At 71.9% G+C, this 14689-nt stretch carries 11 protein-coding genes and 1 pseudogene; 4 read left to right on the top strand and 8 right to left on the bottom strand.

What is annotated here, in order from left to right:
- Positions 1–695: 695 nt before the first annotated feature.
- The 6 genes from ACZ7EG_RS25315 to ACZ7EG_RS25340 all read right to left on the bottom strand — a co-directional run bounded on the left by ACZ7EG_RS25315 (position 696) and on the right by ACZ7EG_RS25340 (position 6803).
- A complete protein-coding gene (locus ACZ7EG_RS25315; RefSeq protein ID WP_471083144.1) occupies positions 696–1271 on the bottom strand; it encodes a hypothetical protein in 576 nt (191 codons plus the stop codon).
- Complete coding sequence (locus ACZ7EG_RS25320; RefSeq protein WP_471083147.1) at positions 1268–2674, bottom strand: hypothetical protein; 1407 nt, start codon at positions 2672–2674, stop codon at positions 1268–1270. Before ACZ7EG_RS25320 ends, ACZ7EG_RS25315 begins: the two co-directional genes overlap by 4 nt.
- Entirely contained in the window at positions 2671–3504 is an 834-nt protein-coding gene (locus ACZ7EG_RS25325) for an ABC transporter ATP-binding protein (protein ID WP_471083150.1), read from the bottom strand. The genes ACZ7EG_RS25320 and ACZ7EG_RS25325 overlap by 4 nt, the downstream gene beginning before the upstream one ends.
- Complete coding sequence (locus ACZ7EG_RS25330; RefSeq protein WP_471083153.1) at positions 3501–4319, bottom strand: zf-HC2 domain-containing protein; 819 nt, start codon at positions 4317–4319, stop codon at positions 3501–3503. The genes ACZ7EG_RS25325 and ACZ7EG_RS25330 overlap by 4 nt, the downstream gene beginning before the upstream one ends.
- Positions 4316–4876 (bottom strand): RNA polymerase sigma factor, encoded by a 561-nt coding sequence (locus tag ACZ7EG_RS25335; protein WP_471083156.1) that lies wholly within the window; start codon positions 4874–4876, stop codon positions 4316–4318. The genes ACZ7EG_RS25330 and ACZ7EG_RS25335 overlap by 4 nt, the downstream gene beginning before the upstream one ends.
- A gap of 928 nt (positions 4877–5804) precedes the next feature.
- Entirely contained in the window at positions 5805–6803 is a 999-nt protein-coding gene (locus ACZ7EG_RS25340; RefSeq protein ID WP_471083158.1) for a YdcF family protein, read from the bottom strand.
- A gap of 367 nt (positions 6804–7170) precedes the next feature.
- On the opposite strand from ACZ7EG_RS25340, the gene ACZ7EG_RS25345 reads away from it, so the two are divergent.
- The 4 genes and pseudogenes from ACZ7EG_RS25345 (at position 7171) to ACZ7EG_RS25360 (ending at position 9039) form a co-directional block, all read left to right on the top strand.
- Positions 7171–7695, top strand: a complete 525-nt coding sequence (locus tag ACZ7EG_RS25345) for a hypothetical protein (protein WP_471083161.1) — start codon at positions 7171–7173, stop codon at positions 7693–7695.
- A gap of 173 nt (positions 7696–7868) precedes the next feature.
- The gene (locus tag ACZ7EG_RS25350; RefSeq protein WP_471083164.1) at positions 7869–8069 is read left to right on the top strand and encodes a hypothetical protein; all 201 of its coding nucleotides are present in this window, start codon (positions 7869–7871) and stop codon (positions 8067–8069) included.
- Between the two features lie 10 nt (positions 8070–8079).
- Positions 8080–8208: pseudogene (locus tag ACZ7EG_RS25355) on the top strand (IS256 family transposase); the annotation flags it as partial.
- A gap of 30 nt (positions 8209–8238) precedes the next feature.
- Positions 8239–9039, top strand: a complete 801-nt coding sequence (locus ACZ7EG_RS25360; RefSeq protein WP_471083167.1) for an alpha/beta fold hydrolase — start codon at positions 8239–8241, stop codon at positions 9037–9039.
- 376 nt (positions 9040–9415) lie between these two features.
- On the opposite strand, the gene ACZ7EG_RS25365 is transcribed toward ACZ7EG_RS25360, so the two are convergent.
- Both ACZ7EG_RS25365 and ACZ7EG_RS25370 read right to left on the bottom strand, forming a co-directional pair.
- The gene (locus ACZ7EG_RS25365; protein WP_471083170.1) at positions 9416–13963 is read right to left on the bottom strand and encodes a caspase, EACC1-associated type; all 4548 of its coding nucleotides are present in this window, start codon (positions 13961–13963) and stop codon (positions 9416–9418) included.
- Between the two features lie 2 nt (positions 13964–13965).
- Positions 13966–14487, bottom strand: coding sequence for an effector-associated constant component EACC1 (locus tag ACZ7EG_RS25370; protein WP_471083173.1), 522 nt, complete (start codon positions 14485–14487; stop codon positions 13966–13968).
- Positions 14488–14689 lie beyond the last annotated feature (202 nt).

Below are 14689 nucleotides of genomic sequence, written 5' to 3' on the forward strand. Positions count from 1 at the left end.
TGAGAATGAGCAGGTTCAAGAGGTCGAGTCCCCGAAGGTGACGCCGGAGACGTCGAGGATCACCTTCGGGTACTTGGCATCCCGCCCGCGGTGTCCTTCACCAGGGCAACCGCAACGAACCAACTGCTGCCACTGACCGCGGCTACGACCACGACAAGTACCGGCGCCTGGTCTGGAAAGCAGGCGTGGCAGCAATGGCAGATCATCCGCACCTTCGACGCCGCACCGCACTACGGCCTTGGACTGGCCGAGCGCCGGCTGGGCGCCTGCGCTGCGCAGCCGGCCCCTTCACCGAGGCCGGTGCCCGCGTCTACCTGAACGACGTACCCGAAGCGGAGCCGCATCTCTTCCGGACAGGGAGCTTCGCCCTGGAGGACCGCCTGCCCGAGACCGCCCCGCTTCCTCGAGCGCGCCTGGCCGTGACCGGCCCACTCGCGAACCCCTCACCGCTGGAGCACCCGCCATCCACGGCACCGTTCGCCCACGCCTCCGCACGCGGACTGCCTGCACGGCGGCTGGTGCGTGTGCGATCTGCTCAGGGTTGAGGGGGATGCGCCGGAGGCGGTCGGTTCGAACCGGACCGTCGTTGCCGACCGTCGCCCCGTGACCTCCGCGGCGCTCACGGAGGGCGGATCCGCACACGGTCACGGCCGTACCCGATCCGGGGGCCGGACCCGATCCGGTGGCCGGACCGGCTACCGCCTCGGTCCCGCGAAGGCGTAGGCCGCGGTGCCGGCGACCGTCAGGACCAGGGCCGTCCAGGTGCCCGCCGCCGTGCCGGGCGGCAGCAGCATCCAGGTCGCCACCTGCATCGGCGTACTCGTGGCGGACGGGGCGAGGAACGCGAACGAGAGCCAGGCGAACGGCAGCGTCCATGCGTACCGGCTGCCCAGGAGCGCCGCGCCCAGGGCGACCAGTCCCATCAGGCCCGCGCTGTCCCGGAGGACGAACATGGTGGCGGCCCTGTCCTGGCCCGTTGTCTGCACTGCTATCAGCACCGCACCGATGACCGCGCCGGCGAGCAGCACGTGTGCCGCTCGGCGGGGAATCCAGCGGATCGAGGCCGTCCGGTCCAGCGCGAGATCCTGCCCGCTGAGCCCGACCGAGGCTGCCATGGCCCCCATGATGAGGATGAGCACGGGCAGCCGCGGATCGCCGGGCCCCTCGCCTTTGTCCCCGGCGAATGCCCACACCGCCACCGCGCTGATCACAACCGCGGCGAGCGACGCGGGTATCTGACGCGAGCGCGCGTACAGCATCAGCCACCTCACTTGGACGCACCGCCATTCAACGCGTCGTCCCAATCGTCCTTGCAGGAGATCGCGGCGGCGCGCATCGCGTTCATCCATGAGCGCTGCTCGGCCCGCGGGAGCGCCTTGAATTTCTTCCAGAACACCTGGGGGGTCTCGCCGTTGGGTGAGCGGACCAGGCTTGCCGGAACGGTGCCGGGAAGCGGTTTGAGGTCCCCGAGGACCCAGCCCACCGCGATGGTCTGCGCGAATGCGTCTCCCCATTGCCCCGAGCTGCTCCAGCCGACGGGTGTGCACCCCGGCACCATGGCTTTGGCGATCAGGGCCCGGGTCAGCTCCTCGCCCCGCGCGGTGGCGATGACGTCGTCGTCGAAGTCGAAGAGCACGGTCTTGCTGGACCAACGCGGGGTGGAGCCGTTCGGCAGTACGGCTGTGTTCTCCCGTATCGAGACCGGCGCCTGGTCGCCCAGTGCGCCGCTCAGCAGGCGCAGCGCCTTCTTACCGGGACCCGCCAGAGAGGCGAGTCGCCCCTGGTGCGTGTTCGTCACGCACACCGGCCCGGCGCACACCGGCACCGCGGCGTCCTCGTCGACGACATACATCAGGCGAGGGTCGGAGGGGAAGACGAGCAGGGCCGCCGCCGCGCCCGCCAGGACGGGCGTCAGGGCGATCAGCCGGGCGCGCGGGGTCGCGGCGACCAGCAGCGCGAAGCCGGTCGCGGTCATACCGAGCAGCCAGATCGTCTGCCCGACGTGCACGGAGGTGGAGAGCGTGACGAAAACGTCGCGCACCTCCTCCACCATCGGTGACAGCAGCGAGAACCGGTTCGGCTCCGAGCCCGCGAAGCCCGTCTCCGTGGTCGTCTCCGTCCGACCCAACGACATGTACATGAGGGCCGTGAACACGAAGGCTCCCATGGCCAGCGCGGGCGGGGTGAGCGCGGATGGCAGAGCCCGCCCGGCTCCCATGCCCAGTACGGCCCCCGCGACGAGGAAGAGCGCCCCCACCAGCGAGATCGGCAGCCATCCGAAGTGCGTGTACGCGACGTTGGGGAGCACCTGGACCACGCCCACGAGCATGAGGAGCGCAAAGGCCAAGGCCAGCGTGAACCCCATCGTGCCCGCCATTGTGGCCGCGCGGTGCCGGGCGGGTCTCGGTGTGCTCGTCAGCAGCTCGGACATCTTGGAGCGGTGGTCGCGCATGCCCTGCAACGCCCCGAGCCCCACGGCGATCGGCCACAGGTAGAACAGCAGGCTGCGGGACCACAGGGCAAGGGACGTCCACTGGGCCGTCCACGCCGTGGTGCCCTTCCACCACGGGGCGTTGACCGGGTACAGGAACGCCAGCGCCGTCGTCAGGATCAAGGCGCCTGCCCACAGGGCGACGGAGCGCCTCAGTTCGATGCGCAGGACACGGAAGTTCACCAGGCGCCCCTTCCCTGCTCGGGGCCCTGCAGCAGGGCCGAGTAGCCGCGTTCCAGCGGGCTGTCGCCCTCGTGCTCCGGGCTGCCCGCGGCGGCCAGCTGGCCGGGAGTGCCCTGGAAGACCAGTCGGCCGTGGGCCATGAGGACCACGTCGGTGCAGGCGGCGGCGACGTCCTCCACCAGATGGGTCGAGACGATCACGCAGGTGTCCTGGCCCAGTTCCTGCAGCAGCTCGCGGATGCGCAGCCGCTGCGCGGGGTCGAGGCCGACCGTCGGTTCGTCCAGCAGCAGGATCGACGGATCGTTGACGATGGCCTGAGCGATGCCGGCCCTTCGCACCATGCCGCCCGACAGGGCCTTCATCTTCTCGTCGGCGCGGTCCGCGAGCCCCACCCGCTCCACGGCGCGCTGCACCGCGGCGGGGATGTCCCTCTTGGGCACCTCCTTCAGCCACGCCATGTACTCGACGAACTCGCGCACGGTGAAGCGTTTGTAGTAGCCGAACTCCTGCGGCAGGTAGCCGATCCGGCGGCGCAGCGCACGATGTTCGCCCAGGCCGCCCGCGGACTCGCCGAGCAGCTCCAGGGTGCCCTCGGTGGGGTTCAGTACGGTGGCCAGCGTCCGAATGAGGGTGGTCTTGCCCGCTCCGTTGGGGCCGAGGAGGCCGTGTACACCGATGCCCATCGACAGGTCGAGCCCGTCGACCGCCATCCGATTCCTGCCGACCTTGACCTTCAGCCCGGTGACCTGGATCTCCCAGGCGTAGGCCGTCGGTGCGATGTCGGCCGCACTCAACGCGGACGTCATGTGGTGTTCCTTTCCTAGGGTCATCGATGGGCTCCCAGCACGGAGTACGCGCCCCTGCGGGCGATCACGACACCCGTACCGAGCATGAGGATCAGCCCCCACACGGGCAGAGCGCCCGTTTGCAGGGCGAAGGTCATACGGCTGGCGGCCAGGGTCGGCGCCACGACCACGGCGGCCCACACGGCCGCCAGCCCGACGGCGGCACGCGTCACACCGACGACACCGCCGAGCGCCAGGGTCATCGAGGTGAAGGCCAGACAGGGCAGCAGCCACTGGGCCACCATCACTCCCGTCACCCACCCGCCCACCAGCAGCGCGGGGACGACCACGCCGAGCACGGACGCGGTGCGCCGCAGCACCAGATAGAGCCCGGCCCTGGGCACCGACGCCGTCAACTCGTGCGCCGGGTCCAGACCGCGCGACCACGACGCCGCGACGCCGAGCACCGGCAGGACCGGCGCGAGCAGCAGCACCAGCGACACCTCGCCGGGGCCGGTGCCGACCAGGTCGAGCAGCAGCGCGAGCAGCGTCACAGCCACGACCATGGCCAGCCACGGCACCATCGTGGGCGTCATCCACCCCGACAGCCGTGCCGACCAGTGCCGTCGGCGCGGCATCGTCGCGGTGACGGCCAGCTGGGATTCGAGGCCGGACCACACGGTGCCGACCAGCGCCGCCACGGCCGGCGCCTCGGCCTCCACCGCGGCGGACAGCCGCTCCCGGCAGACCCGGCACTCCTCCAGATGGGCCTCCAGGGCCCACACCTCGTCGGCGGCGAGGTCCGTGCCGCCGCGCGCGTAACCGTCGATGATCCGCATCGACGCGTGCTCCACGCTCATGCCAGCGCCTTCCGCATCGCGATCCGTGCCCGGCGGGCACGGGTCTTGACCGTGCCCTCGGGCAGCCCCAGCAGGACCGCGGTCTCCCGTACGGACAGCCCGTCGAGCACCATTGCCTGCAACACCTGCCTGAGTTCCGGTGCCAGGCGCCGCAGCGCGTCACCGACGTCCCCGCCCACGGTCACCGCGAGCGCCTCCTCCTCCGCGGCGGGCGCCGCCTCGGCGAGAGCGGCGGCCGGCGGCGGCTCGGCATGGTGGGCCCTGCGCCGGAAGGCGTCGACGAGGCGGCGAGCCGCGATCGTCCACAGCCATCCGACGGCCGTCCCGCCCACCGAGGCCCCCGCGAACGCGCCCGCCGCGCGCCACACCGCCAGATACGTCTCCTGCATGACCTCGGCGACGATCTGCTCGTCGGCACAGCGCCGCCGCAGTCGCACCGCCATCCACGGCGCTGTGCGCCGGTACAGCTCCTCGAACGCCGCGCGGTCACCCGTGGCCACCAGCTGGACGAGACGTTCCTCGTCCAGCTCGCCCGGTGCCTTCCTGACTGATCTCACACCCCCTAGACGGCGGGCCCGGACTGCCGGTTTTCTCTTTTGCGTGATCTACGCCACATGCTCAGCCGTGCGCGCCTCAGACGCGAGGACGACGAGGGGCCCTCGGTACGGACGTGGAGATGCCTCGCAGGCGCATCGCCGGTGTCCGCGCGGGCGGCAGTCCCTCGGCGTCGGCGGCCGGTGGGCTGCGGCCCCAAGTGCGGTCGGGCCGTGCCCGTGCACCGTGCAGCCTCCAGTGACGATGTGCCACCGAGGCCCTCGCCTGCGGTGGTTCGTGACAGGGCGCCGTCCGCGACGCCAAACTCCCCCCCCCCGACCTGGTGAAGACCCTCCCCTCCGACCTCGAGGCAGAACATCTGCACCAGTTCAAGCTCCGCGGCGCCCGCCCGGCAGGATCACCACTCGCTCTTCCGGCCGTCGACCGCGGGGGGGGCGACCTCCCCCGCACCAAGCGCTCTCAGTCGCACGCACCGTGGATCCGAACGGCTGGAGGGACCTGGCCGGGCAACGGGTGAAGATCGGCTCCGAACTCGCCAACCGGCGGGTCACCGTGCGACTCGGCGGGCACGTCCTCCACGCGGCCCCAACCGACGGCCTCGTGATGGTGGCCCGCCAGCGCCTTCGCGTCGGACGCACATACGCGGGCCGAATCGTCACTGTCTACGTCGAGGACACCCATTTCCGCCTGACTTACGAAGGCGCCGAGATCTGCCTGCACGCTCGCGAGGACCAGCACCCGGTGACCCGCTGGAAGGGCAAAGAGCCACTTGCCGAGACTATGAGCGCGCAAGACATCGTGTTCTGCGTGGACGCACGATCCACGGCCGCGGCCGACGTTTCCCCACGACCAGACCGACGACCACCCGGTCGGAGGTCACTTGATCAACAACTTCTGTCAGGACCTCTTGAGAGGTCTGCGGCCGGCGCTTCAGTGTTCGAATACCGCCGTCGCCACCGGCACTGCCAGCAGCAGGCTGAGTCCGACCAGGGGGAGGCGGTCCAACCACAGGATGGCGGCGAATTCGCGCAGTGTCGCGGCCAGCCAGTAGGCGGGGGAGGTCGGCGCGCCCACGACGTGCACGGGCACGCCGACGCGGCGGGCCAGCAGGGTCGTACGGTAGACGTGGAAACCGCTGGTGACCACCGTGGCACGGTGGCCGGGAGTCGCGCCGTCCACGAGGGCGGCGCTGAAGCGGAGGTTCTGTCCGGTGTTGACGGAGCGGTCTTCCCGCACGATCCGGTCGGCGGACACTCCGCGTCCGCGCAGATAGTCGGCCATCGCGTCCGCCTCGGAGCGGACCTCGTCGTCGCCCTGGCCACCCGAGACGACGAACACCACACGGGGCGTGCCCGGTGCGCGGGCGGCGTCGAACGCGAGGGCGCGCTCCAGCCTGCGGGTCAGCAGTGGGCCGGGCCGGTCGCCGTCGAGCCCGGCGCCAAGAACGACGACATGGGTGGTTTCCGGCAGGGGGGCGCTACGGCCCCGGACGAACACGTATCCGGCGAAGACCAGGAAGAGCAGAATGAGGTATCCCGCCGCTGCGTTCACCGCGAGAACGAAGGCACCGAACGCCTCGCCGCCGACCGCGTGGAAGACCGCGTCCAGGCCGAGCACCGCCAACACCGCACAGCCGGCGGCCCCGGTGGCCAGCAGGGCCGCCTGCGGTCCGTAGCGCCGGACCAGGAGGACGCCGTCGGCCAGCAGCAGCAGGCCCAGCGCCAGCGCCAGGAGCAGGGCGGCAACGGCGAGGACAGTGGCGACGGTCGGGTGGGCTGCCGCACTGCGACCGGCCACGCCGAGTCCGGCAGAGGTCACCGCGAGGCAGAACAGAACGGCGGAGGAGAACCGGTGTGGTGCCAGCAGGGCGCTGACGACGCCGCCCGCGGCGAACACGACCGCGGCAAGGTACTCCGGATACTCCGGCATGTGCCGCACCGCTCCGCTCTCCCGCCCGCCGGGCCACCGCCCGTACCCGCCCGCCTTTCGCCGCCCGCAAGTTCCCGGACCCGGTACGAACGGCTCCCGGTCATCCTCCCAGACCTGCAGACGTGCGCCGAACGCAGGCGGGCAGTGATGCGTTCCTCCCGCTCGATGTCCGCAGGCTTGTCCACCATGTCGGCGCGATCGCTGTTCGCCGGCAAGGTGTACAACTCGGGACGACATTGTTCATGTCGGACGCGATCCAGCCGACAACCTGCCGCCATCGTGGCTGCGCATGGACTCGATGAGCGGGAGAACGCGGGGTATTCGGGAGACGACGCTGTCCCGACTCCCCTTCGAGGAGGTCTGCGCTGTGCTCTCGCTCAAGCGCTTACTCGACCGCAGTCTGACCGCGCAGGCAACCATGGTCTTCCTGCTGGGACTGGGCACGACGGCCCTGCTCCGCAAGGACGAGCACCCGGCTGTCTGGGTGTTCCAGAGCGCTCTCTACACCGGGGTCGCCGTCGCGGTCCTGGCCGTCCAGCGCCGCCGGGCCGCCCGAGCCGTGGGCACCGACGCGGGCGGACTCGCCGATCTGAACCGGAAGATCCGCCACCATGAGGTGCCGCAGGACCCCGAGGAGCAGGCGGCCATGCGACGGCTGGTCGCCGAGCAGCTCGGCCAGGTGGAGCGGGCGGGCAAGTGGCTGCCGTACTGGCTCGGCGCCATGGGCCTCGTCGCGGTCGGCATGCTCGTCCTGGGGGCCGTCAGCGGGTCCCTCGCCTTCCCCCTTCTCTTCGCTGTCGGCATGGGCGCGCTGTGCTCCTGGGTCCTGTGGACGCGCCGCAGCTCCCATGCCCGCCTTCGCTGGATGCGCCAAGCCCTGGGCCCAGAGTGAGCAGCCAGACAGGGCGAGGCGGTGGGCAAGTCACCGAAGCCGGCGGCCTTTGGTAGCGGTGAACTCGCGTGGCGGGGGTACAGGCAGGGCAACGCGTGAGGACACGGCCCGGAAGGGTGACGATGGGATCGGTCAGTCAGTTGCGACAGCTCAGGGCCGTATATGCGGGCGGTGTGGTGGCCTGGACCTTCTGCCTGTTGCTGAATCTGGTCCAGGGCGAGGGGTCGGCGCGGCAGACGGTCCTGCTGCTGGGGCTGCTCGCCGTCTTCCTCGTCCTGCTGCTGTGGTCGACCTGGTGTCTCTGGGAGACCGGGGCGCACCGTGGGGCCGACCGGGCCGGGCGCACGGCGAACGCGCACGCCGAGGCGTCCTGACGCGAGCGAAAAACTCATCGAGTCCGCCCGGCGACGGTGGCGGGCCGTGAATGCGCCCCATCTCGTCGAGCTCGTCCGGGCAGGCGCCCGCTTCGAACGCGGTCGGCTCGTCGAACGCCCCGAACCGGTTGCGGCATGATCAGTACCAGCCGATTCCCTGGGGGCCGACGTGGCATGGTCTGAACACGTGGTGGTGCGAGAAGGTGTCCGGCTTTCCTGCCGGGACTGGGGCGGGCCTGGACAGCCCGTCGTGTTGCTGCACGGCCTGGCCGGTCACGCAGGTGAATGGGACGTGCCGGCACGGAGGTTGAGTTCCCGCTATCGGGTCGTCGCGGTCGACCAGCGCGGACACGGCGCCAGCGAGCGCCACCCGCGGGACGTCTCCCGCGCCGCCTACGTCGCCGACGTCATCGCCGTTGTCGATCAGCTGGCGCTGCGGCGGCCCGTCCTGGTCGGCCAGTCGCTGGGCGGACACACAGCCATGCTCACCGCCGCCGCACATCCCGAAGTCGTCCGCGCGCTCGTGCTTGTCGAGGCCGGCCCCGGCGGTGCGGGCCCGGACGGACCCGCGGACATAGGCGATTGGCTCGACTCATGGCCGACCCCATTCCCCTCACGCGAGGCGGCAGCCGCGTTCCTCGGCGGCGGGCCGGTCGGTGCAGGCTGGGCAGCCGGACTGGAAGAACGCGGTGACGGGTGGTGGCCCCGCTTCGACCGGGACGTAATGGTCCGCTCGCTGGCGGAGAACGCCCGGCGTTCCTTCTGGCACGAATGGACACAGGTCGCATGCCCCACCCTGGTCGTCCTGGCCCAATCCGGCTTCATCCCTGAACAGGAAGCCGACGAAATGCTCCGACAGCGACCGGCCACCATTGCGATGAGCATCCCCGGCACCGGCCACGACCTGCACCTGGAACAGCCTGGGATCCTGCACACCGCGCTCTCGAACTTCCTCGAGAGCCTCGCCTGAAACTCCTAGCCGGTCACAACGAGGACACGCGGTGGTCGAACTTGGACGTCATCTCAAGTGGAGACTGATGGTGTGGACGGTCGCCGGCAGGGGTGCCAGCGAGTCAGCCAGATCTGCTCCGCGTGATCACCGACGCGGTAACGGCGTCGCACACATCGGAGGCATGACACCGCCCAACTCCAGGACGTTCCTGGTACGTGGACCGCGCGCACAGCGCGAACGCCGGGTTCCCGCCCAACAGCTTGCGGAAGAAGCCCTCCGCCTCAGCGTCTCACTTGCCGAACTTGACGTGCGCGGCGCCCATCTGGCGAACGGTACGGCACCGGCGCAGGACAGGCCCGCTCGATCGGCGTCCCTGCATCAGGCGCGAAGTTGATCACCCCGCTTCGGCGCACGAGACGCGGTGCTCCAGGTTCGGGAACAGCGCCTTCCAGCGGTCCTTCGAGAGACTGACGGGTTGTGAGCGGCACATGGCCTCGTAGAGGCGGTCGGTGTCGTAGTCGAGGATGTACGTGTTCTTCTCGTTGGACAGGCCCGTCGCGTCGGTCATGGTGGTGACGGCCAGCCAGTTCCCGCCCGGGGGCACCCGGACGGACTCCGCTCCCTCCAGGGTGGCGAACTCCGGGGTCTCCCAGCGGCCGTCGCGATCCAGGGACCAGATGCGGTAGGGGCTGCCGGAGATGGCGTGACGGCCGTCGGCGGTGACCAAGACGGACGAGACGGCGCGGTCGAGTCGTACGGTCTCGCGCTTCTTCGTCGGCTTGCGGGGATCGGACACGTCCCAGAACTCGATCGTGCCGTCGGCGACCGCCGTCGCGAGTTCGTCCTTCCCGGCGGGGAAGTAGCTCGCGGGAGCAGCCGGGATCCGGCTGCCCTCGACCGGACGCGCCGGCTGGGAGAGGTCGTACAGCCGGATCGTGTCGCCGCTCTCCTCGGTGATGAGCAGCTTCGACACATCGTCGTACATCGCGCCCTGGCTCAGCGCCGCGTCCTTGAGCACGTCGCCCATGCGGGGATGGTCGGGGTCGGAGACGTCCCAGAATCGCAGGTGCCATTCGTTCTCGACGGTCACGACGGTGTGCGGGCCCGCGAACCAGAGGCTTCCCGTGTCCAAGAGCCCGCCCTTCGCCTGCGCGGGGATGTCGGCCCGGCGTACCGGCTTCCCGGGGTCACTGATGTCCCACAGGGCGATGGCCCGCTCGTCCCTCGACCCCACGGCCAGCAGCCGGCTGTCGGGGCTGACGGTGATGTGCGGGGCGTGGGCGGTGAACCGGATGCTCGCGCCTCGGTGCGGCGGACCCTCGGCGCCGAACCGCCAGAGCTGGAGGGTGTGGACCAGTCCTCCCGCCCAGTGGTGGGCCAGCAGGACCGGGTCACCGTCCTGGCCGGTCAGGAACCAGTTCGCCTCCCAGTCCTTCGGAAGGGCGTAGCGCGGCTTCGGCGAGCCGTCGTGGCCGATGGCCCAGATCCGGGTGGCCGTGGAGGAGTCCGGCTCTTCCTCCTTGGTGATGAGCAGCCTGCCGTCGGCGCTGATGGGGCCCGTGCCCGCGATCTCGTGCACGGGCAGGTAGCCGGGGAGCGCGGGCGCCCCGGCACGTTCGGTCCACAGCCGGATCTCGCCGCCCACCTCACCGGCGGCCAGATAGCGGCTGTCGGGGCTGTAGGCGACCGACTGGACCGGCTGCCCTGCGGACAGCACGCCGAGTTCCCGCTTGGCCTCCGCCAGCTCGGCCGCCTCGGCCGTCGCCCTGAGCCGCCGTACGCCGCCGCCGCGGTCCGCCCCGGCGAGGAACCTGCCGTCCGGGCTGAAGGCGAGCTGCGGCATGCCGTCGTAGTCGCCCCAGCGGTCCATGTAGTCCTCGGCGGGCACCCGCCGCAGTTCCCGCCCGTCCGACACCTGCCACCAGGCCGTCTTCCCGCCGCCGCCGTTCGCGACGACCAGGTCGCGGCGCGGATGGGCGGCGACGGACGTCACCGAGGCGGCCCGCTCGGTGTCGCGCAGGACGGGCCGGTCGGGGTCGGTCAGGTCCCACAGCCGTACCTGGGCGGGGTGCCCGTCCACGCCCGGCCCCTTGCCGTTGCCGGTGATCAGGTGGTGTCCGTCGCGGGTGAACGCCAGAGAGATCAGTTCGGCTTCGGCCACGGTGCGCTGCGCGCGCAGCGCAGGGCGCGCCGGGTCGGAGACGTCCCACAGCCGCAGTCGGCCCCTGTCGCCGCCGGATGCCAGGGTCCGGCCGTCCCCGCTGAACGCCACGCTGAACGTCGTCCTGCTCCCCTCGATCGGCAGCTGCGCCAGCCGCTTGGGCCGTTCCGGATCCGCGGTGTTCCACAGGGTCAGTTCCGTACCCGACTGCGCGGCCAGCAGCGGCTCGCGGGGGTGGTGGGCGAGGGCGGGCCGGCCCTTCACCTGGAAGCGGCCCCCCTCGGCGGGCCGCCCCGGAACGGACAGGTCCCACAGCTGTACCCGGCCGTCCCGGTGGCTCGCGGCCAGCGCCTTGCCGTCCGGGCGGTAGGCGAGGTTCAGGACGGGCTCGCGGTGGGGCCCGGCGGGGGTGAGGTGGACAGGGGTCAGGGTGATCGCCGCCGCGTACAGGCTGGAGCGGGTCTCCGGGGTCTCGGCCGTGCGGTAAGCGGCCAGGCTCAGGCGCAGCGCCGCCCCCGGGTCACGGTCGCGGATGCGGTCGGCGCGGCCCGCGAGCTCGCGGGCGATCAGGACCCGCTCCCGGCTCGCCGCCTGCCCGTTCTCGTAGAACGCCCAGCCCGCAAGGGAGGCCGCCACCAGGGTCAGCACCGACAGCACGGAGACCCACGCCCGGACGGCCCGGCGCCGGCGCCGCTCGGCGGCATCGCTCGCGGTGACGAAGTCGCGGACCACCTGCCGTACGGGCGCCGCTCCGGCGGTCCGGGCCAGCTCACGTGCCTCCCGCAGGTCGAAACCCCGCCACAGGCCGCTGGGCCCGCGTCCGCCCTCGTCCCAGCCCTCCGCCGCGGCCGTCAGCCGCCGCAGCCGCAGCAGACCACCGCGGATCTCCTCGATCCAGCCGGTCAGCCGCTCCCACGCGTGCAGCAACGAGTCGTGCCCGAGCTGCGCTCCACCGTCCTCGTCCACCACGATGAGATGGGCGTCGGCGAGGAGCCGCAGCAGGTCCTGCGCGTCGGCCAGTTCCTCCCGCGGCACCCTGCGGCGCACCAGCCGTCCCTCGCCGTCGGCGACCTGCACCATGGCGAGCATCAGGGCGCGCAGCCGCTGCCGGCCATCCTCGTCGAGGCCGTCGTGGATCCGGTCGGCGGCGCGGGCGACCGCATCGCGGATGCCGCCCGCCTGCTGGTACGCGGCGTAGGTGAGCGTCGTGCCGCGCCGCCGCAGCCAGATCTCCTGGAGGACGTACGCCAGATACGGCAGGGCCGCCGTGTCGCCGGTGCGTCCGCCGCGCCGTTCCTCGTTCACCTCGCGCAGCAGGATGTGCGGGACGCCCGCCTCCCACTTCAGTCCGGCGTAGCGGGCGGGCTCGACGATGGCCGCCTCGATCTCCTCGTCGTTCAGGGCGGGCACGACGAAGTGGTCGCGTTCCGCGAACGGGGCGAGATGCGGGTCGCCGAGGACGTCGCCGTGGTAGTCGGCGCGCAGCGCCAGCACGACGCGCGGGCCGTCGGTCGCGGTGAGCGCGGCGGCGAACCGGTCGCGTTCGGTCTCGTCCGCGCCGTGCGTGAAGTACTGCTCCACCTGGTCGACGACCAGGACCCCGGGCATCGGCCCGCCGCGCGCCCCGGATCCCTCGTGGGTGAAACGTCCCCGTTCCAGATCACGTAGGACCTCGTCGACAGAACGGCCCACCGCCTGCGCCCACGCCTCGGCGAGCCGCCGGAACGGCCGCGCTCCGGGTGCGGGCACCAGGCACACCGGTCCCAGTCCCGCGCGGTGCGCCGCCACGCTCAGCCCGGCCCGCAGCAGCGACGACTTGCCGACGCCGGAGTTGCCGATGAGCACCAGCGGTTCCCCCGGCCGGGTCCCGGCGACCCTGGCCAGCAGCCGCTGCGTCATCTTCTCGCGGCCGAAGAAGAGATGGTGCTGTTCGGGCAGGAAAGGGCGCAGGCCCGGGTACGGGCACACGGCGTCCGCGTCGTCGTCCGGCGCCGGCGGGAGGTCCGGGGCGGGGTGCGCGGGATAGCGGCGGTTGGTGGTGAGGACCAGCTCGGCCATGCGGGCGGTGCCGCCGCCGTAGGGGCGGGCCGCCTCGCCCTGGAGCCGCTGGTCGAGCAGGCGGTAGACCCCGCCGAGCGTCAGCAGGCGGGGGGCGCCCGCGTCGCCTTCCCGCAGCAGCTTCAGCAGATGGCCTGTGAACAGGGTGTACTCGGCGCCCTCAGGGGCGTGGGCGAGGGTGTTGCGCTGGGCCGATCCAAGCAGAAAGCTGCCCTGGGGGCGGGACGCGCCGAACGGGTCCGGGGCGGGGCCGCGGTCGGGTTCCCGGGCGTTCCCGGCGAAGCAGCAGTCGAGGATCAGCACCGGGTCCGCTGCGGCATCGCCGAGGTAGCGCTCGATCTCCGCGTAGGGCACCGCGTGGGCGGTGTCCCTGAGGGACTTCGTCGCGGCCGTCGCGAGATACAGCCGTCCGCCGGGCCCGCGCAGACCGTGGCCGACGAAGCAGAAGACGACGATGCCGCTCTCGGGCCGCTCCTCGGTGGGCGCCGCTCGGTCGGCGGCCTCCGCCAGCGCCTCCAGCACCTCGCTGGGTGACACGGGGTCCGTCAGCACACGGACCCGGTCGCCCATGCCGCAGTGGGTGCGCAACGTCTCGGCCAGCGCCTGCGCCGAGGGCACGGCCGCGGGCAGATCGTGCAGCCGGTCTCCCGGGTGGCGGCCCGTGCCGACCACCACCGCCTGACAGCCGGGTCCGGTCAGATCCGGCCCTCTCCCTGACGGCACGGTCAGTGCGCCCCCTCGGCCCGGCGCGTGCCGTCCCCGTCCGCCCGGCGGGAACCGTCCCCGTCGGCCTGTCGCGTGCCGTCCCCGCCGGACGGTTCGCGCTCGCCCGTGTCCAGCGCGGACGGCTCCCGCCCGGCGTCCTGAGCCGATGGCTCCCGCAGAGCCTCCGCCACCCGCTGGGCCAGCTCGCCGGTGCCCTCCGCGGTCAGCGGCCGGACCTTCTCGGAGGCGACCACCAGCTGGGTGCCGTCCGGTCGGTTGATGGTGACGGTCACATTGCTCCGCCGGTTCTGCAGCCAGACGACGAGGGCGGCGCCGACCGCCGCGGTGGGGCCGCCGGGGGCGAGCAGCAGGGTCAACAGCTCGCTCCAGGCACCGCCCATCGCTCCCGCGGGCGCGCTGTCCGTCAGGTCGCGCCGCACGAGACCGCGCAGTTCGAGATCTTGGCGCAGCCAGTCGTACAAATCGTCCGTGGCGCTCGCGTGGTCGCCGGTCTCCGCCTGTATGCCGAGTGTGAAACGCACCCCCGCCCCTCCCCCGGCACGCCGCCGCCGTGCCGCTCATCCGTCACTGAGCCCCAACTCCCCTTACCCGCTCGCCAGTTCCCCGCACATCACAGTCACAGCACGACGACGCACACACCGGCCATGACCGCTTCATCGACGCTGTCGCTGCGTACTTCAGCGCCGACACCTGACAAGGCCTGTGCCTCGCCGCCTTGCGAGT

Source organism: Streptomyces sp. NPDC037100, from assembly GCF_055606225.1.